The sequence below is a fragment of the Streptomyces sp. NPDC000345 genome (assembly GCF_042898825.1).
Taxonomy (GTDB): Bacteria; Actinomycetota; Actinomycetes; order Streptomycetales; family Streptomycetaceae; genus Streptomyces.
In genome coordinates, this window is record NZ_JBIAZE010000010.1 from 26012 (window position 1) to 46693 (window position 20682).

21 protein-coding genes are annotated in these 20682 nt (G+C 71.7%); 7 read left to right on the forward strand and 14 right to left on the reverse strand.

Features of this window, described 5'->3' with window-relative positions; translation table 11 throughout:
- Nucleotides 1–62 precede the first annotated feature (62 nt).
- From cbiE to ACFY30_RS24040, 5 genes are all read right to left on the reverse strand, one after another.
- Complete coding sequence (gene cbiE / locus ACFY30_RS24020; protein WP_390847195.1) at nt 63–1274, reverse strand: precorrin-6y C5,15-methyltransferase (decarboxylating) subunit CbiE; 1212 nt, start codon at nt 1272–1274, stop codon at nt 63–65.
- An 85-nt stretch (nt 1275–1359) separates the two neighbouring features.
- Complete coding sequence (locus ACFY30_RS24025; protein WP_390847197.1) at nt 1360–1998, reverse strand: GNAT family N-acetyltransferase; 639 nt, start codon at nt 1996–1998, stop codon at nt 1360–1362.
- 164 nt (nt 1999–2162) lie between these two features.
- Nucleotides 2163–2999: a MetQ/NlpA family ABC transporter substrate-binding protein gene (locus tag ACFY30_RS24030; protein ID WP_390847198.1), complete on the reverse strand. Its 837-nt coding sequence runs from the start codon at nt 2997–2999 to the stop codon at nt 2163–2165.
- Nucleotides 3000–3062: 63 nt separating this feature from the next.
- On the reverse strand, nt 3063–3809 hold the full coding sequence (locus ACFY30_RS24035) for a methionine ABC transporter permease (RefSeq protein WP_390847199.1): 747 nt from the start codon (nt 3807–3809) through the stop codon (nt 3063–3065).
- A complete protein-coding gene (locus ACFY30_RS24040; protein ID WP_390847200.1) occupies nt 3806–4837 on the reverse strand; it encodes a methionine ABC transporter ATP-binding protein in 1032 nt (343 codons plus the stop codon). The genes ACFY30_RS24035 and ACFY30_RS24040 overlap by 4 nt, the downstream gene beginning before the upstream one ends.
- 422 nt (nt 4838–5259) lie before the next feature.
- Here ACFY30_RS24040 and ACFY30_RS24045 point away from each other — a divergent pair, with 422 nt between their 5' ends.
- Together ACFY30_RS24045 and ACFY30_RS24050 are read left to right on the forward strand one after the other, a co-directional pair.
- The gene (locus ACFY30_RS24045) at nt 5260–5619 is read left to right on the forward strand and encodes a hypothetical protein (protein ID WP_390660860.1); all 360 of its coding nucleotides are present in this window, start codon (nt 5260–5262) and stop codon (nt 5617–5619) included.
- Between the two features lies 1 nt (nt 5620).
- Nucleotides 5621–6037 (forward strand): hypothetical protein, encoded by a 417-nt coding sequence (locus ACFY30_RS24050; protein ID WP_390660859.1) that lies wholly within the window; start codon nt 5621–5623, stop codon nt 6035–6037.
- Here the strand turns inward: ACFY30_RS24050 and ACFY30_RS24055 are convergent.
- The 3 genes from ACFY30_RS24055 to ACFY30_RS24065 all read right to left on the reverse strand — a co-directional run bounded on the left by ACFY30_RS24055 (nt 6027) and on the right by ACFY30_RS24065 (nt 8325).
- Nucleotides 6027–6524, reverse strand: a complete 498-nt coding sequence (locus ACFY30_RS24055) for a GNAT family N-acetyltransferase (RefSeq protein ID WP_390847201.1) — start codon at nt 6522–6524, stop codon at nt 6027–6029. The genes ACFY30_RS24050 and ACFY30_RS24055 overlap by 11 nt on opposite strands.
- A gap of 45 nt (nt 6525–6569) precedes the next feature.
- The gene (locus ACFY30_RS24060; protein ID WP_390847202.1) at nt 6570–7076 is read right to left on the reverse strand and encodes a sigma-70 family RNA polymerase sigma factor; all 507 of its coding nucleotides are present in this window, start codon (nt 7074–7076) and stop codon (nt 6570–6572) included.
- A 67-nt stretch (nt 7077–7143) separates the two neighbouring features.
- On the reverse strand, nt 7144–8325 hold the full coding sequence (locus ACFY30_RS24065; RefSeq protein ID WP_390847203.1) for a glycerophosphodiester phosphodiesterase: 1182 nt from the start codon (nt 8323–8325) through the stop codon (nt 7144–7146).
- A gap of 426 nt (nt 8326–8751) precedes the next feature.
- Between ACFY30_RS24065 and ACFY30_RS24070 the strand changes: the two genes are divergently transcribed.
- Nucleotides 8752–9423 carry a lysophospholipid acyltransferase family protein gene (locus tag ACFY30_RS24070; RefSeq protein WP_390660942.1) on the forward strand — a complete coding sequence of 224 codons (672 nt, stop codon included), beginning with the start codon at nt 8752–8754 and terminating at the stop codon, nt 9421–9423.
- Between the two features lie 81 nt (nt 9424–9504).
- On the opposite strand, the gene ACFY30_RS24075 is transcribed toward ACFY30_RS24070, so the two are convergent.
- The 3 genes from ACFY30_RS24075 to ACFY30_RS24085 form a co-directional block, all read right to left on the reverse strand.
- A complete protein-coding gene (locus ACFY30_RS24075; protein ID WP_390847204.1) occupies nt 9505–11028 on the reverse strand; it encodes an MFS transporter in 1524 nt (507 codons plus the stop codon).
- On the reverse strand, nt 11025–11591 hold the full coding sequence (locus tag ACFY30_RS24080) for a TetR/AcrR family transcriptional regulator (RefSeq protein ID WP_390847205.1): 567 nt from the start codon (nt 11589–11591) through the stop codon (nt 11025–11027). The genes ACFY30_RS24075 and ACFY30_RS24080 overlap by 4 nt, the downstream gene beginning before the upstream one ends.
- 91 nt (nt 11592–11682) lie before the next feature.
- Nucleotides 11683–12654: an aldo/keto reductase gene (locus tag ACFY30_RS24085; protein ID WP_390847206.1), complete on the reverse strand. Its 972-nt coding sequence runs from the start codon at nt 12652–12654 to the stop codon at nt 11683–11685.
- A gap of 579 nt (nt 12655–13233) precedes the next feature.
- On the opposite strand from ACFY30_RS24085, the gene ACFY30_RS24090 reads away from it, so the two are divergent.
- Nucleotides 13234–13578, forward strand: coding sequence for a MerR family transcriptional regulator (locus tag ACFY30_RS24090; RefSeq protein WP_390847207.1), 345 nt, complete (start codon nt 13234–13236; stop codon nt 13576–13578).
- A 175-nt stretch (nt 13579–13753) separates the two neighbouring features.
- Nucleotides 13754–14989 (forward strand): PP2C family protein-serine/threonine phosphatase, encoded by a 1236-nt coding sequence (locus ACFY30_RS24095; protein ID WP_390847208.1) that lies wholly within the window; start codon nt 13754–13756, stop codon nt 14987–14989.
- A 211-nt stretch (nt 14990–15200) separates the two neighbouring features.
- On the opposite strand, the gene argH is transcribed toward ACFY30_RS24095, so the two are convergent.
- On the reverse strand, nt 15201–16631 hold the full coding sequence (argH, locus tag ACFY30_RS24100) for an argininosuccinate lyase (RefSeq protein ID WP_390847209.1): 1431 nt from the start codon (nt 16629–16631) through the stop codon (nt 15201–15203).
- A gap of 199 nt (nt 16632–16830) precedes the next feature.
- Here argH and ACFY30_RS24105 point away from each other — a divergent pair, with 199 nt between their 5' ends.
- Nucleotides 16831–17706: a hypothetical protein gene (locus tag ACFY30_RS24105; RefSeq protein ID WP_390847210.1), complete on the forward strand. Its 876-nt coding sequence runs from the start codon at nt 16831–16833 to the stop codon at nt 17704–17706.
- Between the two features lie 139 nt (nt 17707–17845).
- Nucleotides 17846–18430 (forward strand): pyridoxamine 5'-phosphate oxidase family protein, encoded by a 585-nt coding sequence (locus ACFY30_RS24110; protein ID WP_390847211.1) that lies wholly within the window; start codon nt 17846–17848, stop codon nt 18428–18430.
- Between the two features lie 12 nt (nt 18431–18442).
- Here the strand turns inward: ACFY30_RS24110 and ACFY30_RS24115 are convergent, their stop codons facing one another.
- Both ACFY30_RS24115 and ACFY30_RS24120 read right to left on the reverse strand, forming a co-directional pair.
- Nucleotides 18443–19936, reverse strand: a complete 1494-nt coding sequence (locus ACFY30_RS24115) for a sensor histidine kinase (RefSeq protein WP_390847212.1) — start codon at nt 19934–19936, stop codon at nt 18443–18445.
- Nucleotides 19933–20673: a response regulator transcription factor gene (locus ACFY30_RS24120; protein ID WP_390847213.1), complete on the reverse strand. Its 741-nt coding sequence runs from the start codon at nt 20671–20673 to the stop codon at nt 19933–19935. Before ACFY30_RS24120 ends, ACFY30_RS24115 begins: the two co-directional genes overlap by 4 nt.
- Nucleotides 20674–20682 lie beyond the last annotated feature (9 nt).

The window sequence follows — 20682 nt, forward strand, 5'->3', positions numbered from 1 at the left end:
CGACGATCGGCCAGCCTACCGCGAGCGGTACGACAACAGGATCACGGGGAGGGCGGACGGGGTCATGGCCGGCGGTCCGGCAGAACCCCGCTGAGCAGGAACGCGACACTCCGCTCGGTCTCCGTCCAGACCCGCGTGTCGAGTTGGACGGACTGCAGGAGGGCGCACTCGACGAGGTAGCCGTGCTCGGTCAGGTCGCGGCCGACGAGTTCGGCGGCGTCGCGGGTCGCCGCATGGGTGACGATGCGCTGCGGGCGGCGGTCGGCGACGGCGGAGACCACCGCCGCTCCCCCGCCGCCGACCCGGACGACGTCCGGTTCGGGCAGGTTCTCCAGGACGTGCGGGGCGGTGCCGCGGACGATCTGGAGCTGGACGCCGTGGCGGCGGGCGGCGGCGTCCGTGCGGGCGCAGGCGTCCAGGTCGCGGTCGACGGCGAGGACGGCCGCGCCGGCCCGCGCGGCCTCGGTCGCGAACGCGCCGCTGCCGCAGCCGATGTCCCAGACGAGGTCGCCCACGCGCGGTCCGAGCCGGGCGAGTTGGGCCGCGCGCAGCAGGTCCGTCTCCCCTTCGCCGAGGCCGCCGCCGTACGCCTCGGCGGGCAGGGCCCAGCCGCGGGGGCCGGCGCCCGGGTCGCGCCCGGCGATCCAGCCGCCGCCGTCCCCGGCGGTCACCGGGCCGCCGATGACGATGACGACGTTGGGATCGCGCCAGGTGTGGTCGACCGCCTTGTCGGAGCTGAGGACGCTGACCCGTTCACGGTCGGTGCCGAGCTCCTCGCAGACCACGAAGGTGCGGTGCACGCCCTCCAGGAGCAGACCGAGCTCGGCGGGCCCGGCGCCGGGCGAGGTGAGCACGGCGACCTTGGTGTGGGCGCGGCAGACGTTGACCGCGCGGCGCAGCGTGCGCCGGTGGGCGACGACGACCTGGGCGTCGTCCCAGGGCATCCCGGCGCGGGCGAAGGCGGTGGCGACGGAGGAGACGGCCGGGACGACCTCGACCTCGAGACCGAACTCGGGTGCGCGCAGGGTCCGTACGACGCCGAAGAAGCCCGGGTCGCCGTCGGCGAGGACGACCGCCGTGCCGCGGTGGCCGGCGATGCGGCGGGCGGCGAGGGAGACGCTGCCCAGCCGGATGCGTTCGGCGGCGGGCGGTATCTCGGGCAGCGTCAGATGGTGGGCGGCGCCGGCCACCAGGGTGGCGGCACCCAGCGCCGAGCGGGCCGCGGCGGTCAGCGGCGAGCCGTCCCAGCCGATCACCGTGACGCGGTCGGCCATCGTCGTCAGTCTCCCCGGGGTTTACGCAGGTAGCGGGCTCCGTGAGGGTACCTGGTCGACGGGGCCGGACGACGGGGGCTCGCGTTCAGTTCCAGTCGGTGTACGACGTGAATCCGCCGCTCTCCGCGAGCTGCTCCCCGGCGCCCTCCAGGTCCTCGGGCAGCAGGCTCCACACGATGAAGTCGGTGCGCACCTCGGTCCAGGTGCCGTCCTCGGCGCGGGCCCGGGCTATGCAGGCGTTGCGCAGCACGCCTTCGCTGATGCAGCCGATCTTCTGCGCGACCTGCTGGGAGGCGGTGTTGTCGGCGGCCGTGCGCAGCTCGATGCGTTCGATTTTCTGGTCGGTGAAGAGCCATTGGGCGGTGGCGAGGGCGGCCTCGGAGGCATAGCCCTCGCCGCGGGCCCAGGAGGCGACGATGTACGACAGTTCGGTGGAGCGGACGTGCCAGTTGGTCTTGCCGAGCTGGATGACGCCGACGAGCCGCTGGGTGAGGAACTCGGTGACGGCGAGGTCGAGGCCGCGGCCGGCCGTGCGTTCGGCGGGCGCGTACTCGGTGATCCAGGTGCGGGCGTCGCTCTCGGTGAACGGCTGGGGTACGGCCGTCCACGCCGCGATCTGCTCGTCGTTCATCATCTCGGCCAGGGCCGGCACGTCGTCCTCGTCGAGGGGACGCAGCACCAACCGCTCCGTGCTGATGGAGATGGTGGGGAAGGTGCTCGTCATGCGCCGCTCCGTAACCTTCGAAACCTCGGGGCCCCGCCTACCGGACCGTCAGGACCCGCTGAACTGCCCAGCATGCAGCATGAAAGCACCGGACCGCACCACGGGGTCCGCCCCCGGTGAGGGGTGAACCCCGTGGTGTGCGGCGCCTGTCGGCGCAAGCCGGTTCAGAACGCGGCGACGACGGCTCCGTCGTACTTGTCCTCGATGAACTTCTTCACCGCGGCCGAGGTGAGCAGCTTGGCGAGCTTCTCGACCCGGGGGTCGTCCTCGTCGCCCTTCTTGACGGCGAGGAAGTTGGCGTACGGGTTGTCCTTGGCGGACTCGGCGACCAGAGCGTCCTCGGCGGGGCTGAGGCCGGCCTCCAGCGCGTAGTTGCCGTTGATCACCGCGGCGTCGACGTCGGCGAGGGAGCGCGGCAGCTGGGCCGCCTCCAGCTCCTTGAACTTCAGGTTCCTGGGGTTGGACGTCACGTCCTTGGGGGTCGCCGCGAAGCCGACGCCGGACTTCAGCCCGATCAGCCCGTTGGCCTCCAGGAGCTTGAGCGCGCGGGCCTCGTTGGTGGTGTCGTTCGGCAGGGCTACGGTGGCGCCCTTCTTGAGGTCGTCGAGCTTCTTGACGTCCTGGGAGTACAGGCCGAGCGGCTCCAGGTGCACCGTGGCGTTCGGCACGGCGACGATGTCGGTGCCGTTCTTCTTGTTGAAGTCGTCCAGGTACGGCTGGTGCTGGAAGTAGTTGGCGTCGACCTCGCCCTGCTGGACCGCGGTGTTGGGGGTCACGTAGTCCGTGAACTCCTTGACCTCCAGCTTGAGGCCGGCCTTCTCCGCGAGGTTGTCCTTGATGTAGGTGAGGATCTCGCCCTGCGGGGTGGGCGTGGCGGCGACGGTCAGCGTGGCGTTCGCGTCGCTGCCGGCGGAGTCCTTGTCCGAGCCGCAGGCGCTGAGTCCGAGGGTGAGGGCTCCGGCGGCGAGGACGGCGGTGGTGATCTTGGCGGTGTTACGCACGAAAAGTGCCTTTCCTGTGGGTGGTGCTGCCCCGCGGTGGGTGGGCGGGGGGATCTGGGGGGCTCAGGCGGCCTTGCCGACCTTGGCGGCGTCGGCCGCCGCCGGCTCCTTGGCCTTCAGCAGCCGCAGTGCCGGCGCCGGGCCGGAGCGGCCGCCGCGGCGGTGCAGGGCGCGGGCGGCCGAGTCGCCGGCGAACTGGATGAGGGCGATCACGACGGCGAGGACCGCGACGGTGATCCACATCAGGTCGGTCTCGAAGCGCTGGTAGCCGTAGCGGACGGCGATGTCGCCGAGGCCGCCGGCGCCGACCGTGCCCGCCATGGCGGAGTAGCCGATGAGGGCGACGATCGTGGTGGTCGTGGAGGAGATCAGCGAGGGCAGCGACTCGGGGACGAGGACCTTGCGTACGACGGTCCAGGTGTTGCCGCCCATCGCCTGCACGGCCTCGACGAGTCCGCCGTCCACTTCGCGGACAGCCGTCTCGACGAGGCGGGCGAAGAACGGGATGGCGCCGATGGCCAGCGGCACGATGGCGGCCTCGCGGCCGATGGTGGTGCCGGTGATCGAGCGGGTGAAGCCCATCAGCGCGACCATCAGGATGATGAACGGCATCGAGCGGGCGATGTTCACGGCCTGCCCGATGACCTTGTTGGCGACGACGTTCTGCAGCAGGCCGCCCCGGTCGGTGAGGACCAGCAGGACGCCGAGCGGGAGGCCGCCCGCGACCGCGACGAGCGTGGACCAGCCGACCATGTAGAGGGTGTCCCAACAGGCCTGCTCCAGCAGGGGCCGCATCTCGGTCCAGGTCACTTGGCACCTTCCTTCACCAGCAGGGGCTCACCCACGACGTCGATCTGCAGGCCCTGTTCGCGCAGGAAGCCGATCGGTACGACGTTGTCCTCGTAGCGGCCGGGCAGTTCGATGCGCATCCGGCCGACCTGGAGGCCACCGACGGTGTCGATGGCGGCGCCGAGGATGGAGATGTCGATGTTGTAGGTGCGCGACAGCTGGGAGATGACCGGCTGGGTGGCGGCCTCGCCGTGGAAGGTGACGTCCACGACGGTGCGGTCCTCGCCGGTGGCCTCGCCGCCGACGGGGAAGAGCGCGGCGGCCAGTTCGGAGCCGGGGGTGGCGAGCAGCTCGCTGACCGTGCCGGACTCCACGATCCGGCCCCGCTCCATGAGCGCGGCGGAGTCGCAGATGGACTTGACCACGTCCATCTCGTGGGTGATGAGCAGGACGGTCAGGCCCAGCTGCCGGTTCAGGTCGCGCAGCAGCTGGAGGATGGAGCGGGTGGTCTCCGGGTCGAGGGCGCTGGTCGCCTCGTCGGACAGGAGCACCTTGGGGTCGCCGGCGAGGGCGCGGGCGATGCCGACGCGCTGCTTCTGGCCGCCGGAGAGCTGGGCCGGGTAGGACCGCGCCTTGTCGGCGAGTCCGACCAGGTCGAGCAGCCCCAGGGCCCTGCGGGAACGTTCCTTCCCGGAGATGCCGAGGATTTCGAGGGGCAGTTCGACGTTGTCCTGCACGGTCCGCGAGGACAGCAGGTTGAAGTGCTGGAAGACCATGCCGATACGGCTGCGCGCCTGCCGCAGTTCCCGGCCGGCCCGGGGTCCGCGGCCGGCGAGGGCGGTGAGGTCCCGTCCGGCGACGGTGACCGTGCCGGCGGTGGGGCGCTCCAGCAGGTTGACGCAGCGGATCAGCGAGGACTTGCCGGCGCCGGACTGGCCGATGACGCCGTACACCTCGCCTTCGCGGACGTGCAGGTCGACGCCGTCGAGGGCGGTGACCTCACGGCCGCGCGAGCGGTAGACCTTGGTAAGGCCCGTGGTGGTGATCACTGGGATTTCCGTCACTGTCGAGTGCGCGGGCGTGGGTGTGCCCGGACGCACGGGTGCAAGCTGTCAGGGACGCGACACGGTTCTCACGGTGATGGCGGGATCCGGGGAAGAACGGGTGCGCGGGGCGGCCATGTCACACAGCGCACGGCGTATGGACATGCCACGGCGTCTCGCTTCGGGGCGCGAGCTCAGGGGTGGTGCAGGGGCCCTCTAGAAGGCGCACATTCGACACAGACAACGAGCACCGGGCGTCATGGTCGCCTCGGTCGCGGTGCGGCTGCTCGTCGTGGTCATGGGCATCAGTAAACCAGACGTACGGTCCTGACCGGGCCAGACTGTCCGGATACTGGACAGTCGTGGACAGCCCTCCCGGGTGCGGGGGCGGACGCCGGGGGCCGATTACGGCGTAATAGGGTCACTGCATGCTTGATGCCCTGACGCTGGTGACCGGCGTCGCCGCGTTGCTGCTCGCCGCCTGGTGCGGCTGGGCGGCCTACCGCGACCAGCCGACGAAGGACTGGCACTTCATCGGGATGGCCGTGGTCTCGGTGCTGGCCCTGGTCCAGCTGGTGATCGGAATCGTGCAGCTGGCGCGGGGCGAGAAGCCGGAACAGGGCACGACGATCTTCGTGGCGTATCTGCTGGGCGCGTTCGCGTGCATCCCGGCGGCCGGGTTCATGTCCCTGGCCGAGCGGACGCGCTGGGGTTCGGTCACGGTCGCCGCCGGCGCGGTCGTGCTCGCCGTCCTCGAGGTACGGCTCTACGACATCTGGGGAGGCTGAGATGACGGCCGTTCAGGACAAGCCGGCCCGGCTGATCGGCGGGCCCGGCCTGGTGCTGGTGTGGTTCTACGGCGTGATGGTCGTCGGGGCCGTGTCGCGCTCGGCGTACCAGATCGCCACGGAGTTCGACCGGGCGCCGCTGGCGTACACGCTGTCGGCGGTGGCGGGGCTCGTGTACGGGTTCATCACGTACTCGCTGGTGCGCGGCGGCGAGACGGCGCGCAGGGCGGCCCAGGTGTGCTGTGCCGCCGAACTCGCGGGCGTGCTGATCGTCGGCACGTGGACCCTGATCGAGCCGTCGGCCTTCCCGGACGCGACGGTCTGGTCCGACTACGGCATGGGGTACGTGTTCATCCCCGTGCTGCTGCCGCTGTCGGCCCTGTACTGGCTGCGGAAGTCCCGTACGGCTAAGCCGTAGCCGCGTACTCCCCCGCCTGCTTCTCCAGGACGATCATGGGGACCCCGTCCGTGCCCTGGGACGTGCCCACCGTCTCGTAGCCGACGCGGCGGTACAGGCGGAGGTTGCCCTCGCTGCGGTGACCGGTGTGGAGGCGGAACTTCTTGGCGCCGCGCTCCCCGGCCAGGGCGGCCTCGGCGGCGCGGAGCAGCCGGGCACCGATCCCGTGGCCCTGGAGGCGGGGGTGGACGCACAGCTTGCCGATCGAGGCGGCGCCGTCCTCGGTGATGTGGCCGCGGACCGAGCCGACCACCTCGTCGCCCAGCCGGGCCACGATGACGCAGTCGGAGACGAGTTCCTCCTTGACGGAGTCCAGGCTCTGGACGAGCGGGGCGATGCGGTAGTTGCCGTACAGCGCGGCCTCGCTCTGGAAACACAGGTACTGCAGCCTGAAGATCTGCTCGGCATCCTGCTCGGTCGCCACCGAGATGGTCACGCTCATGCCCATGTGCGCACGCCTCCCGCTCACCTGATCGCCTGTGGTCCTTCACTCCTATCCCCGCACTTCGCGGGCCGCAACCTCCGGTGTGAGCAAACGACGCAGACATCCCAGACATCTGGAGCGTTCCGGTCCGAGACTTCCCTGTGAGATACCCAACTCCCCCGCGATCTCCCGGTAGGTGGGGTCCTCGGACGAGAGGAACGCCTGAAGGAGACGGGGGCAGCGGCCGGGGAGGCGGCGCACGGCCTCGCGCAGGGAGCGGCGGCGGGCGGCGGCGAGGGCGAGGTGCTCGGGGCCGCGGTCGCGGTCGTCGGCCGGCTCGGTCTCGTACGGTCGCTCGAGGTGGGTCGTGCGGCGGGCACGGCGGGCCTCCGCGCGCACGGCCCGGCGCAGCCAGTCCGCGGGATCGCGCGGCGGGCCGTCGGCGGCGAGGTGCTCCAGGAGGCGGAGCCAGACCTCCTGTTCCAGGTCGCCGGGTTCGGTGCCGGTGGCGTGCGCCTCGGCCGAGGCCTCGGCGGCGAGGAGCGGGCGCAGATCGGTGAGCAGGTCGTGCGTCATGGGGCACACGATGCGGCCGCCCGGGCGGCTGGTTGCGCGGGCGGCCGTATGTCACCCCAACGGGGAGTCAGCCGTTGACGAAGTCCTGGCGGGCGAGGAGTCCGGTGTCCGGGTTGTCGGTGAAGACCCCGTCGATGCCGGTCGCGAAGTACGTGCGGCAGGCGCCGAAGACGTCGCCGTACGCGTCCGCGTCGGTGCCCTTGCGGAAGTCGGCGGGCAGGAACGGGTTCTCGTTGCGCAGGGTGTACGGGTGCAGGACCAGGCCGACCGCGTGGGCGTCCCGGACCAGGGTGGTGGGGGTGGTGAGGCGGCCGCTCGCGTCCTTCGGGATGACCAGGTCGAGGGTGGGGCCGATGCCCTGGGCGTAGCCGGCGATCTCCCGGAGGCCGGCCCGGGTGATCAGGTCGGCCACCGTGCGCGGGTCGCCCGCCTCGACGAAGTCCCAGGGGCGGGTGTTCGCGGCGGACAGCAGCACCACGAGGGGGTTGTCGACCAGCTTGTTCAGGCGCTGGATGCTGCTCGGCTCGAAGGACTGCAGGATGACCGGCGAGTTCTTCCTGTCCTTGCCGTACTTGTGCAGCAGCTTGGCGACCCGCTCCTCCAGGCCGAGGCCCAGCTTGCGGAAGTAGGTGGGGTGCTTGGTCTCGGGGTAGATCCAGACCTGCTTGCCGCGCCTGCGGGTCTGCTCGTCCTGCCACCGGAGGACTTCCTCGAAGGTGGGGATCTCCCAGCGGCCGTTGTAGAGGGTGTTGTGCGGGCGGTTGGCCGGGATGCGCTCGACGGCGCGCAGGGTCTTCAGCTCGGCGAGCGTGAAGTCCTCGGTGAACCAGCCGGTGGTGGAGACGCCGTCGAGGACCTTCGTGGTCCTGCGGTCGGCGAACTCGGGATGGTCGGCGACGTCCGTCGTGCCGCCGATCTCCGGCTCGTGGCGGCAGACGAGGTGCCCGTCCCTGGTGGGGACGAGGTCACCGGCCTCCACGATGTCGGCGCCCAGGTCGAGGGCGAGCTGGTAGGAGCCGAAGGTGTGCTCGGGGCGGTAGCCGCTGGCGCCGCGGTGACCGATGACCGTCGGGACGGGGAGGCTCTTCAGGCCGCCTCCGCCGTGCCGCGCGTCGGCCGCTCTCGCGGTTCCCGACAGGCCGAGGACACCTCCGGTGGCGCCGAGCACCGCCGCGCCGAGGAGCGCCCGGCGCCCGGTTCCGCCCCCGCTCGCCCTCTCGTTCGACTCCCGCGCGTCCTGCGATCCCATGAGGCCCTCCTGCCCTTCGGCTCGTCCGTGCGGGCCGATCGTAGGGGCGTGGACATGACCGCCGGGAGACCGTGGTCCCAACACGCGGGTGACGGCGGATGGCGTGTGCCGTACGAGTGTCGTAGGGGCCTCGCCGCCGAGGTGGTACGCGTGCGGTAGTGCTGCCTACGGCGATGTGACGGGGCGTAGGACACCGCGGATTCGACCGGCCGAGGCCGGGTACGCGCCCGGGGTCGGGCCGTCCGCGGTATCTCTCGCCCGTGTTCCGTCCGCATGACGGGCCCGCGACGGTGCGGCCATCCAGGTATACGTACGTCAACAGTGCGTAAGGCCTCGGTGAACCCGATGTGCGTCACCCGGGGGGCCGCGAGTATCGTCCTCACCTGCACAGACTCATACCGTTTTCCCTTGGCATCGGAGGGCTCGTTGTCCCGCTTCGCGCTCATCAAGGCAGTGCTCGGCCCGGTCATGCGCCTGATGTTCCGTCCCCGGGTCGAGGGCGCGGAGCACATCCCCGGCGATGGTCCCGTCATCCTGGCCGGCAACCACCTCACGTTCATCGACTCGATGATCCTGCCGCTCGTGTGCGACCGGCAGGTCTTCTTCATCGGCAAGGACGAGTACGTCACCGGCAAGAGCCTCAAGGGCCGGCTGATGGCCTGGTTCTTCACCGGCGTCGGCATGATCCCGGTGGACCGGGACGGCGGACGCGGGGGCGTGGCCGCGCTGATGACCGGACGGCGGGTCCTGGAGGAGGGGAAGGTCTTCGGGATCTACCCCGAGGGGACCCGCTCCCCCGACGGCCGCCTCTACCGGGGGCGGACCGGGATCGCACGGCTCACCCTGATGACGGGCGCGCCCGTGGTTCCCTTCGCGATGATCGGCACGGACAAGCTGCAGCCGGGCGGTGCGGGGATGCCCCGCCCCGGCCGGGTCACCGTCCGGTTCGGCGAGGCTATGGAGTTCTCCCGGTACGAGGGGATGGACCGGGACCGCTATGTGCTGCGGGCCGTGACGGACTCCGTGATGGCCGAGGTCATGCGGCTGTCGGGGCAGGAGTACGTGGACATGTACGCGACCAAGGCCAAGGCCGCGTAAGGGTTCACACAGGCGTTCACCGACGGGTGCGGGTCGTGCGTGGAGGGTCGCGCAGCTCCCCGCGCCCCTGAGGTCCGCCCCTCACCCGGTGTGGTCAAGGCGCTGTCCCCGCAGCAGGAACCACGCCGCCACCGCGGTCGCGAGCAGGACCGCCGCGCCCACCCCCGACGCAACGCCGAGACCGTCGACGAAGGCCTCGCGGGCCGATGCCAGCATGGGCGTGGCCGTGGACGCCGGCATGTGCGACGCCGCCTCCACCGCGCCGCCCAGGGACTCGTGCGCTCCTTCGGGAGTTCCCGTCGGGGACGGGAAGCCGCGGTAGACGCCGGTCACGATCGAGCCGAGTACGGCGATGCCGAGGGCCGCGCCCAGTTCGTACGCCGTCTCGGAGACCGCGGACGCCGCTCCCGCCCGTTCCCTGGGGACGCAGGACAGGATGACGTCGGCGGTCACCGTGAAGGAGAAGCCGGCGCCCACGCCCACCACCAGCAGGGCGGCCCCCAGGACCGGGTAGCCGGTGGTCCCGGTGAGCGCCGTCAGCGCGGCCAGTGCCAGGCCGATCGCCGCGAGGCCGCCGCAGACCACGGCGCGTACCGAGAAGCGGCGGGCCGCGCGGCCGGCGACCAGACCGGCCGCCACCGCGCCCACGGCCGCGGGCAGTTCGGCCAGGCCCGCCTCCAGCGGACTCCTGCCCTGCACCAACTGCAGGTACTGGGAGAGGAAGAACACCAGGCCGGACATGCCGAGGACGGACAGGAGATCGGCCAGGACGGCGCCGCTGAAACCGCGCCGGCGGAACAGCCGCATGTCCAGCAGCGGGGCGGGGAGCGTGAGCTGGCGGCGTACGAACCCGTGGAGCGCGGCCGCGCCCAGCAGACCGGCGGTGAGCGGCTGCCAGGTGAGGCCGTGACCGGCGGCCTCCTTCACCGCGTAGACGACGGCGATCATCCCGGTCAGGGAGAGCAGCACGCTGGGCAGGTCCCAGGGGCCGGGGTCGGGGTTCCTCGACTCCGGCAGGGTCCTCACGCCGACGAGGACGAGCACCACCATCACGGGCAGGTTGATGAGGAAGACCGAGCCCCACCAGAAGTGTTCCAGGAGGAAGCCGCCCGCGACGGGGCCGACCGCGGTGCCCGCCGAGGCCGTCGCACCCCAGATGCCCACCGCCAGGCTGCGTTCGCGCGGGTCGTGGAAGAGGTTGCGGATCAGGGCGAGCGTGGCGGGCATGAGGGTCGCGCCGGCCACGCCGAGCAGGGCGCGGGCCGCGATCATCGTCTCCGGTGTCGTCGCGTAGGCGTTGAGGACGGAGATCAGTCCGAACGCGGTGGCACCGGCGAGCAGGATCCGCTTGCGGCCGATCCGGTCGCCGAGGCTGCCCATGGAGACCAGCAGACCGGCGATGACGAAGGAGTAGACGTCGCCGATCCAGAGCAGCTGGGTGCCGGTGGGGTTGAGATCCTCGCTGATGTAGGGGGTCGCGAGACCGAGGACGGTCGCGTCGACGGCCACCAGCAGCACGGCGAGCACGAGGACGGAGAGCGCGAGCCAGCGGTCGGGGCGCTTCACCGCCTCCGTCGTCGTCGCCGGCTGCAGGGTGCTGGTCATGGTTCCTCTCTCCGTGCGGTGTCGTGTCTCAGCGCGCCGCCGAGCAGCAGCTCGACGACCATGTGCGTGAAGTCGTTGCGGGCGACCCTGCCCTCCGAGACGGCCCAGGCGCCGGATGCCAGCAGGCCGTAGAGCGCCTCGGTGAGCCAGGCCGGGGTGAGGTCGATGCGGAACTCGCCGCCCGCCTGGCCCCGGCGGAACAGGGCCGCGATGCGGTCGTCGATCCGGGTCCAGCCCTGGTTCTGCCCCTCGCCCTCGAACAGCTGGTTCTCGGAGTAGAGGAAGGCGAGGAGACCGGCGGACGGTTCGATGGCCCGCACCAGACGGCGTACGGCGTCGCTCGCGGGGCCGTCGTCCAGGCGGGCGGTGTCCAGGGCGGTCTCGCACTCCGCGATGCCGAGCGCCTCCAGGGCGCGGACGAGGGCGTCGCGGCCGGCGAAGTGCCGGTGCAGCGTGGCGCGGCTGATCCCGGCGGCCCTGGCGACCTCGTCCATGGTCGCGGTGGATTTGCGGGTCAGCAGGGCGGCGGCGCTGCGGAGTACGTGATCACGATCGACGGCCATGAGACAACGATAGACCATGTGAGACACAGTTGTCTCACCCTGGGCATACGCGACTCACCGAGGGCCTTCCGGGGTCCGGGTCGGGGTCCGATCAGTGCCAGGGCAGGGCGGCGCGCCGCTCCCAGTACTCCCGCGGGTGCTCGGCGAGGGCGGTCAGTACGGCCAGCTGCTCCTCGTCCAGGTCGACGACCGCCGCGTGCAGATTGGAGGCGAGCTGGGCGGCGGTCGCGGCGCCGGAGAGGACCACCCCGGCCCAGGGCCGGCGCAGGACGAACGCCAGGGCCACCGCGTCGCAGCCCAGGGAGACCTCCGCGGCCACGTCCTTCAGGGCCTGCGGCGCGTACGGGTCGGCGAGCCGGCCGTTGGCCATGCCCTCCTTCACGATCACCGTGAGACCGGCGTCGTGGGCCTCGGCGAGGGCGGGGGCGGCCGAGGTCTCCAGGACGTTGTACGTCGACTGGACGGTACGGAAGAGGGGTTCGCCGTCGACCGTCACGGCGAGGGCGGCACGGATGGCGTCGGCCTGGGCGGGTCCGCTGGTGGAGAAGCCGACGGTGACGCCGCGCGCGGCGGCTTCCGCGAGCTTGGCGTGGAGTTCCTTGTCGGTGAGCGCGGGACTGTCCGGGGTCACCGAGTGGATCTGGTAGAGGTCGAGCCGGTCGCCGAGCAGTCCGGCGGTCTCGGCGCGCTGACGCTCGTACGTCTGGACGCTGTGGTCCTTGACCTCGTGCTCCTCCGCGTCGGTGGTCCAGCCGGCGGTGTAGGTGTACCCCCATTTGCTGCCCACGACGACGTCGTCGGCCTCGGGCCTCGCCCGCAGCCAGTCGGCGAGGAACTCCTCGGAGCGGCCGTAGGAGCGGGCCACGTCGAAGTAGCGGACGCCCTGGGCGTAGGCGGCGTCGAGGAGTTCGCGGGTACGGGTGCGCAGCGTCTCGACGCCGCGGTCCGCTCCCAGGTCCCGGTCCCGGCCGAGGTTGATGTAGCCGGGGCGGCCGACGGCGGCGAGTCCCAGTCCGATGTGACAGGTCGGGGTGGTCGCTGCGGCCAGTCGGGCGAAAGGCATCGCGGACTCCGTTCGGTCGGCTCCGGTACGGCTCCCGACCAACCTAACGGCACGCGTGCGGTTCCCCGCGCCCCCGAAGGGCCCGGGGCCCTCGACACGGCCCGGGACATCACTCTTCCAGGCGCGTGCGCGGCAGAAGTCCAGGCAGCGGCCCCGCAGAAAACCTGTCACGGCCACAGTAGACATGGGTTCATCGCGGGGGTACTGTTTCTCTCGTACTCAGGAAGTCGATGAGGCGCGGCAGAGATGAACTGCCGTGCATGCAGGTCCAGCAGGACGCGGCCGGACGGGCCGCGAGCAGTACCCGCGGTATCCAGCAGTACAACCGAGTAACCGAAGGTAAAGGAGCAGACGCCATCAGGATCGCCCGGGCGAGGAAGAGTCCGCCCGGGTACCGCAGGCCCCGGATTGGAAGGTGGTCCCCGGTCACGCATCCGCGATCCCCGCAGCCCCGCCTACCGGGCGGAACCTGCGGACAAAGAAGGCCGGCTCAGTTCGCCGGCAGATGGTGTTGAAAGCTCGGGGCCCGGGTGCCGTACGGCACCCGGGCCCCCCGACGCGTCCCGAAAGAAGAGGTCTATGCCCGCTGCCACACCCCGTCCCGCCGACAATCTCGACGACGACGACTACCCCGCCTACACCATGGGGCGGGCCGCCGACATGCTCGGCACCACTCCCGCCTTCCTCCGCACCCTCGGCGAACACCGCCTGATCACCCCCTTGCGCTCCGAAGGCGGCCACCGCCGCTACTCCCGCTACCAGCTGCGCATCGCCGCCCGCGCCCGCGAACTCGTCGACCAGGGCACCCCCATCGAGGCCGCCTGCCGCATCGTCATCCTCGAAGACCAGCTAGAGGAAGCCCGGCGTATCAACGAGCAGCTGCGCGCCCAGGGCCGCGAGTCGCAGCCGAGGACCTCGGCCTGACGCCCGGAATCGGGGCGGGCTGCCGACGCGGCCGGCCTCGTCGTCCGGGCCGTGTTCTCCCTCCTGTGACCGCACGCACCACGCGACCGCTCCGCTTCCCGCGTCCGTTCACGGGTTGACGCTCGGCGCCGCGGTTCCCAAGCTGGTAGGTGGGGCTGGTGAAGGGACCGCGGTCGTGCGTGGTGGGCAGAGTGGGATTCCCGGGCTGCTGACGGCTGCGGAGACGGCGGCGCCGGTGGACGCCGTCGACGTGGTCGCCCAGGACCTGCGGCGGCGTTTCGAGGCGACGGAGGTCTCCTTCCTCATCGTGGACCTGACGGGGAAGTCGGTGGCCCGGCTGTCCACCGCCACCGCGGAGGGCGGGCGGGAGGCGGAGCGGATCCCGATGTTCGGCAGCGTCTACGAGGAGGTCATCCGCACCCAGCGGCTGTACCAGGAGGCGACCGGGCAAGGACAGCGGGTGATCGTGCCGGTCACCAACCGCGGGGACGCGATCGGGCTGCTGGAACTGATCCTGCCGACCGACCCCGGCGAGGACGTGCTCGACCAGGTCGGGGAGGCCGCCCACCTCCTGGCCTACATCGTGATCGCCAACGGGCGCTTCACCGACCTCTACACCTGGGGCAAGCGCTCCCGGCCCCCCACCCTGGCAGCGGAGATCCAGTACCAGCTGCTGCCCCCGTCCCTGTCGTGCGAGGCCGCGCAGTTCACACTGAGCGGGAACCTGGAGCCCTCCGAGGACCTCAGCGGCGACACGTTCGACTACACCCTGGACCGCGACACCCTGCATGTGTCGGTGACCGACCCCATGGGCCACGACATCGACTCCGCCCTGACTGCCACGCTCCTGGTCAGCGCCCTGCGCGGCGCCCGCCGCGCGGGAGCCGACCTGGCCGAGCAGGCGCACCGGGCCGACCGGGCACTGATCGACCACGGTCACGGTCACGCCACCGGGCAGCTGCTGCGCGTCCATCTGCGCACCGGCCGGGCCCAGCTCGTCAACGCCGGTCACCCCTGGCCGCTGCGCATGCGCGAGGGGGACGTGGAGACGATCACCTGCGAGGTGGACCATCCCTTCGGCATGTCCGAGTTCACGCCCCACCCCTACCGCGTCCAGGACCTCGATCTGCGCCCCGGTGACCGCCTGCTCATGTTGACCGACGGCATGCTCGAACGTCATGGGGAGACGGTCGACCTGCCCGCCCTGCTGAAGGGCACCAGGGACCTGCACCCGCGGGAAACCGCGCTCGCGCTGACGTCCGCGGTCCGGGAGGCAGCCGACGGCCGGCTCGCGGACGACGCCACCGTCATGTGCCTGGACTGGCACGGCCCCCAGGAGACCCAGCGCCACGTCAGCTCCGGCGCGGACGCCCGGCAGGCCTCGGCCGCCCGCCCCAGGCAGCAGCCATGACCAGGACGCTCCCGGCCACGGACGCACGACCGGGGCGCTCCGGGTCACCGGCGCACGACCAGGACCCTCCCGGCCACGGACGCACGACCGGGGCGCACCGGGGCACCGCGCACGGGCCCAGGTGCTCCGGGGCACCACCGCACGGTCCGGAGAGCTCCCCGGTCGCCGGCGGGCGGTGTCATCGCCCACCGGCCTGACCGCGACGTTCGGCCTACCGCTTCTTGGCGTCGGCCCACGCGTGCTGGGCCGCCACGTCCGCCTTCACCTCGGCCAGCTGGACGGCCACCGCGCTCGGGGCGGTGCCGCCGCGGCCGTCACGGGAGGCCAGGGCGCCGGGGACGTTGAGGACGGTGCGGACCTCGGGGGTGAGGTGGGCGGAGATCTTCGCGAACTGTTCGTCCGTCAGCTCGTCCAGTTCCTTGCCCTCGGCCTCGGCGACCTTGACGCACTCCCCCGCGACCTCGTGCGCGACCCGGAAGGGCACGCCCTGCTTGACCAGCCACTCGGCGATGTCGGTGGCGAGGGAGAAGCCGGCCGGGGCCAGTTCCTCCATGCGCTCGCGGTTGACCGTGAGGGTGGCGATCATGCCGGTGAAGGCCGGGAGGAGCACCTCGAGCTGGTCGCAGGAGTCGAAGACCGGCTCCTTGTCCTCCTGCAGGTCGCGGTTGTAGGCGAGGGGCAGGGCCTTGAGGGTCGCCATCAGGCCGGTGAGGTTGCCGATGAGGCGGCCGCTCTTGCCGCGCGCCAGCTCCGCGATGTCCGGGTTCTTCTTCTGCGGCATGATCGAGGAGCCCGTGGAGAACGCGTCGTGCAGCGTCACGAAGGAGAACTCCTTCGTGTTCCAGATGATGATCTCCTCGGCGATCCGGGAGAGGTTGACCCCGATCATCGCGGTGATGAAGGCGAACTCGGCGACGAAGTCGCGGGAGGCCGTACCGTCGATGGAGTTGCCGACGCTGCCGTGCTCGAAGCCGAGGTCCGCGGCGACCGCCTCCGGGTCCAGGCCGAGGGAGGAGCCGGCCAGGGCGCCGGAGCCGTAGGGCGAGACGGCGGTGCGCTCGTCCCACTGGCGCAGTCGCTCGGCGTCCCGGGACAGGGACTGCGCATGGGCGAGGACGTGGTGGGCGAAGAGCACGGGCTGGGCGTGCTGGAGGTGGGTGCGGCCGGGCATGGCGACGTCCGGGTGGGCCTCCGCCAGGCCGATCAGGGCGTCCTGGAGCTCGGCGATCAGGCCGCCGACGATCCGGGCGTGGTCGCGCAGGTACATCCGGAACAGGGTGGCCACCTGGTCGTTGCGGGAGCGGCCCGCGCGCAGCTTGCCGCCCAGGTCGGGGCCGAGGCGCTCCAGGAGCCCGCGCTCCAGGGCGGTGTGCACGTCCTCGTCGGCGATCGTGCCGACGAAGGAGCCGTCGGCGACGTCCGCCTCGAGCCGGTCGAGTCCGGCGATCATCCGGGTGAGCTCGTCCTCGGTGAGCAGGCCCGCCTTGTGCAGCACGCGTGCGTGGGCGCGCGAACCGGCGATGTCGTAGGGCGCGAGCCGCCAGTCGAAGTGGACGGACGCGGACAGCTTGGCCAGGGCCTCGGCGGGGCCGTCGGCGAAACGGCCGCCCCAGAGCCGGACGTCACCGCTGTTGCTGCTCACTTGCGTTGCTCCTCACGCCACAGTCAAGGTCATGCATGATTATGCAGCCCTCTGCATGATTCGTCAATTCTACGGGTTCCGCGGAGATCTTCAGAGATTTTGAAGTCACCTTGAACAACGGCAACCGCTTACCCGTACTCACACCCGAACGCCGGCGCCGCGTTCGTCAACCCACTCCTGACCCAAGTGAGGCATCCGCATGTCCAGGGCTCTTCCGAAGTACAACAAGCGTCGTGTGGCGATCATCGGCGGCGCCGCCGCTCTGGCCCTGACCGGCGCTGTGGTCGTGAACTCCGCCCTCGCGGGGGAGTCCAAGAGCGGCTCGACCAACGCCCAGACGCTCGCGGCCGGTCCCGGCACGATCGTGTGCCCGGACGTCGCCTCGAAGCTCCCGGCCGTCCCCGCCTCCGCCAAGGCCGAGGTCGACCGCAACCTCGCCCTGCTCCAGACCCAGATCCAGGAGGCCAACACCCGCCTCCAGAACACCGTCGGCCAGGGCGGCCCCAACTTCGTGCAGAACGCCATCCTCGGCCCCCTGAAGGACAAGCGGGTGGCGACCGTGAACCGCATCGCCACGGCGATCGGCCGCACCGCCGCCAAGCCGACCGGCCTGGACGCGCTCGCGCCCTGCGCCCTCAACGCGGGCGGCGCGGCCAACACCGGCGGCGCGGCGGCCGCCACCCCGAGCGCGTCGGCGACCCAGGCCGCCGGGAACACGGGCAACGGCAACGGCAACGGCAACGGCAACGCGGGCAACGGGAACACCGGCAACGCCGGCGCGGCCGGCACCATCACCTGCCCGGACGTCGCCTCGAAGCTCCCGGCCGTCCCCGCCTCCGCCAAGGCCGAGGTCGACCGCAACCTCGCCCTGCTCCAGACCCAGATCCAGGAGGCCAACACCCGCCTCCAGAACACCGTCGGCCAGGGCGGCCCCAACTTCGTGCAGAACGCCATCCTCGGCCCCCTGCAGGGCAAGCGCGCCTCCACGATCGACCGCATCGCGATCTCCATCGGCCGCACCGCCGCCAAGCCCACCGGCCTCGACTCCCTGGCCGCCTGCACGTTGAACAAGTGACGTGACAGGCGCGGTGGCCGCCCCGAGGAAGCGCCGGCCGGGGCGGCCGCTGCGACAGGTCCGCACACCAGGCGCACCCACCGAGGGAATCTCCTGTTCCCTCGGACGCGCGAGCGGCTTTCCCCGATAATCGTTAGACATGGGAAAGACCTATGAGCGCATCGACGGCAGGCTCCGTACGTTCATCGAGGAGCAGCCCCTCTTCTTCACCGCCACCGCGCCGCTGGCCGCGGACGGCACGATCAATCTCTCCCCCAAGGGCCTGAAGGGTTCGTTCGCGGTTCTCGACGAACACACCGTGGCCTACCTCGACTTCGCCGGGTCCAACGCGGAGACCGTCGCGCATCTGCGGGAGAACGGGCGGATCACCCTGATGTGGTGCGCGTTCCAGGGCCCGCCGAACATCGTGCGGGTGCACGGACGGGGAGAGCCGGTCTTCCGGGACGACCCCCGCTTCAAGGACCTCCTGAGCCGCTTCCCCGGCATCGACCCGGCTCCGCACGGGCTGCGCGCGATCGTCGTCGTGCACGCCGACCTCGTGCGGGACACCTGCGGATACGCGGTGCCCTTCATGTCGTACGACGCGGACCGGGACCTGCACGCGAAGCGGTTCGCGCGGGAGGACGACGAGTCCCTCGACGCGTACTTCGGGAAGAAGGAGCACATCGCCACGAGCATCGACGGTCTCCCGGGCCTTCCGCTCCCTCTCCCGCCGACCCCTTGAGCGGCCGCTCGCCTAGGACCGGCTCGCCGGCAGTTCGACCGTGAACGTCGTGGAGCCCGGGTGGCTCTTCAGGCTCACACTTCCCTCGTGTGCCTCCACCACCGCCGCCACGATCGACAGGCCCAGGCCCGCTCCGGCGCCGCCGGGATCCGTGGAGCGGCGGCGGTCGGCCCGGGTGAAGCGTTCGAAGACGCCGGGCTGGATGTCGGCGGGGACGCCGGGGCCGTCGTCGTGGACCCTGAGCACGGCCGTGCCACCGTCCGTCTCCAGGGTCACCGTGACCTGTGTGCCCGCGGGCGTGTGCTGACGGGCGTTGGCCAGGAGGTTGGCGAGCACCTGGTGCAGGCGGTGTTCGTCGCCGGTGACGGTGACCGGTTCCTCCGGGAGGTCGAGGGTCCAGCGGTGGTCCGGGCCCGCGGCCCTGGCGTCGGTCACCGCGTCGAGGACCAGGTGGGTGAGGTCCACGGGAAGGCTCTCCAGGGGGCGGCCGGCGTCCAGGCGGGCCAGCAGCAGCAGGTCGTCGACCATCTCGCCCATCCGGGAGGATTCCGCCGCGATGCGTTCCAGGGCCCGGGTCACCTCCGGGGGGACCGGGCCCGGGTGGAGCAGGGCCAGTTCGGCGTGGCCGCGCACCGAGGCGACCGGGGTGCGCAGTTCGTGGCTGGCGTCGGCGGCGAAGCTGCGCAGGCGTTCCTCGCTGGCGTGCCGCTTGGTGAGGGCGTCCTCGACGTGGCCCAGCATGCGGTTGAAGGCCCCCGCCATCCGGCCCACCTCGCTGTGCGGGTCCGCCGCGGGGGCCCGCGGCGGCAGGGCCACCTCCCCGCTCGCCAACGGCAGTTCGCTCACCCGCGTGGCCGTCGCCGCCACCCGGCTCAGCGGACGCAGGGACCAGCGCACCCAGAGGGCTCCGAGCACGCCCGCGACCGCCAGGGCCACGCCGAAGACGATCGCGGCGACGAGTTCGAGGCGGTGGACCGTCGCCTCCACCGGCTCCAGCGGGAGACCGGTGACCAGTACGTCTCCGTCCAGTCCCGCGGTCGCCCTGACCCGGTACTCGTCAAGGGCGGAGAGGTGCACGGTGTGGGCCCGGCCGTCGGCCGGCAGCGCGGCGAGCGCGTTCTGGTCGGCCTCGCTCAGGTCGACCGTCAGGTCCGTCGTCTCGGCGCCCGCCGAGGGGACCACGGCGGCGTTGGTCACGGTGCCGTTCACCAGCCGCGCGCCGAAGGTGCCCACCGCCTGCCGCCGGGTGTCGCCGCGCTCGTCCCCGTCGTGGTCGTCCGGCAGCAGGCCGCCGTGCTCCAGGCTGGCCGGGAAGCGGACGCCGACCTCGCTCAGTTGCTCGTCGAGACGGCTGGTGAGGAAGCCGTTCAGCCCCACCACCGCGGCCACCCCCACCGCCGCGCAGCTGACCGCGAGCAGCACCAGCAGGCCGGCGGTCAGACGGGCCCGCAGGGTGCGGGGCAACAGGGTGCGCGGCAGCGGGGTGCGGGGCAGCCGGATCCTCATGACGCCGCCGGCTTCAGCACGTACCCCGCCCCGCGTACGGTGTGGATCATCGGCTCCCGGCCCGCGTCCACCTTCTTGCGCAGGTAGGAGATGTACAGCTCGACGACATGGGCGCGGCCGCCGAAGTCGTACGACCACACCCGGTCGAGGATCTGTGTCTTGCTCAGCACCCTGCGCGGGTTGCGCATGAGGAAGCGAAGGAGTTCGAACTCGGTCGGGGAGAGTTCGATCAGCTCGCCCGCACGGGTCACCTCCCGGGCCTCCTCGTCCATCACCAGGTCGCCGACCACCATCCGCGGGCCCTCCTCCTGCTGGCGGGCCATGCCCGCGCGGCGCAGCAGTCCGCGCAGCCGGGCGACGACCTCCTCCAGGCTGAAGGGCTTGGTGACGTAGTCGTCGCCGCCCGCCGTGATGCCGGCGATCCGGTCCTCCACCGCGTCCCGCGCGGTGAGGAAGAGCACGCAGACGTCCGGTTTCACCGTGTGCAGGGAGCGCAGGACGGCGAAGCCGTCGGTGTCGGGGAGCATCACGTCCAGCACGACGGCGTCCGGCATCAGCTCCCGGGCCGCCGCCACCGCGGACGCGCCGTCGCCGGCGGTGCGGATCTGCCAGCCCTCGTAGCGCAGCGCGCCCGAGAGCACCTCCGCGAGGTCGGGGTCGTCGTCGACGACCAGGACGCGCAGCGGGGTGCCGTCGGGACGGGTGAGGGCGGGGCGCCCGGAGCGGGTGGTGTTCATGGCTGTACC

Bases quoted from the DNA above. Each gene is read 5' to 3' on its own strand.
- cbiE (WP_390847195.1), bottom strand. From the start codon at position 1,274: ATGGCCGACCGCGTCACGGTGATCGGCTGGGACGGCTCGCCGCTGACC.
- ACFY30_RS24025 (WP_390847197.1), bottom strand. From the start codon at position 1,998: ATGACGAGCACCTTCCCCACCATCTCCATCAGCACGGAGCGGTTGGTG.
- ACFY30_RS24045 (WP_390660860.1), top strand. From the start codon at position 5,260: ATGCTTGATGCCCTGACGCTGGTGACCGGCGTCGCCGCGTTGCTGCTC.
- ACFY30_RS24050 (WP_390660859.1), top strand. From the start codon at position 5,621: ATGACGGCCGTTCAGGACAAGCCGGCCCGGCTGATCGGCGGGCCCGGC.
- ACFY30_RS24055 (WP_390847201.1), bottom strand. From the start codon at position 6,524: ATGGGCATGAGCGTGACCATCTCGGTGGCGACCGAGCAGGATGCCGAG.
- ACFY30_RS24060 (WP_390847202.1), bottom strand. From the start codon at position 7,076: ATGACGCACGACCTGCTCACCGATCTGCGCCCGCTCCTCGCCGCCGAG.
- ACFY30_RS24065 (WP_390847203.1), bottom strand. From the start codon at position 8,325: ATGGGATCGCAGGACGCGCGGGAGTCGAACGAGAGGGCGAGCGGGGGC.
- ACFY30_RS24075 (WP_390847204.1), bottom strand. From the start codon at position 11,028: ATGACCAGCACCCTGCAGCCGGCGACGACGACGGAGGCGGTGAAGCGC.
- ACFY30_RS24080 (WP_390847205.1), bottom strand. From the start codon at position 11,591: ATGGCCGTCGATCGTGATCACGTACTCCGCAGCGCCGCCGCCCTGCTG.
- ACFY30_RS24085 (WP_390847206.1), bottom strand. From the start codon at position 12,654: ATGCCTTTCGCCCGACTGGCCGCAGCGACCACCCCGACCTGTCACATC.
- ACFY30_RS24090 (WP_390847207.1), top strand. From the start codon at position 13,234: ATGCCCGCTGCCACACCCCGTCCCGCCGACAATCTCGACGACGACGAC.
- ACFY30_RS24105 (WP_390847210.1), top strand. From the start codon at position 16,831: ATGTCCAGGGCTCTTCCGAAGTACAACAAGCGTCGTGTGGCGATCATC.
- ACFY30_RS24110 (WP_390847211.1), top strand. From the start codon at position 17,846: ATGGGAAAGACCTATGAGCGCATCGACGGCAGGCTCCGTACGTTCATC.
- ACFY30_RS24115 (WP_390847212.1), bottom strand. From the start codon at position 19,936: ATGAGGATCCGGCTGCCCCGCACCCCGCTGCCGCGCACCCTGTTGCCC.
- ACFY30_RS24120 (WP_390847213.1), bottom strand. From the start codon at position 20,673: ATGAACACCACCCGCTCCGGGCGCCCCGCCCTCACCCGTCCCGACGGC.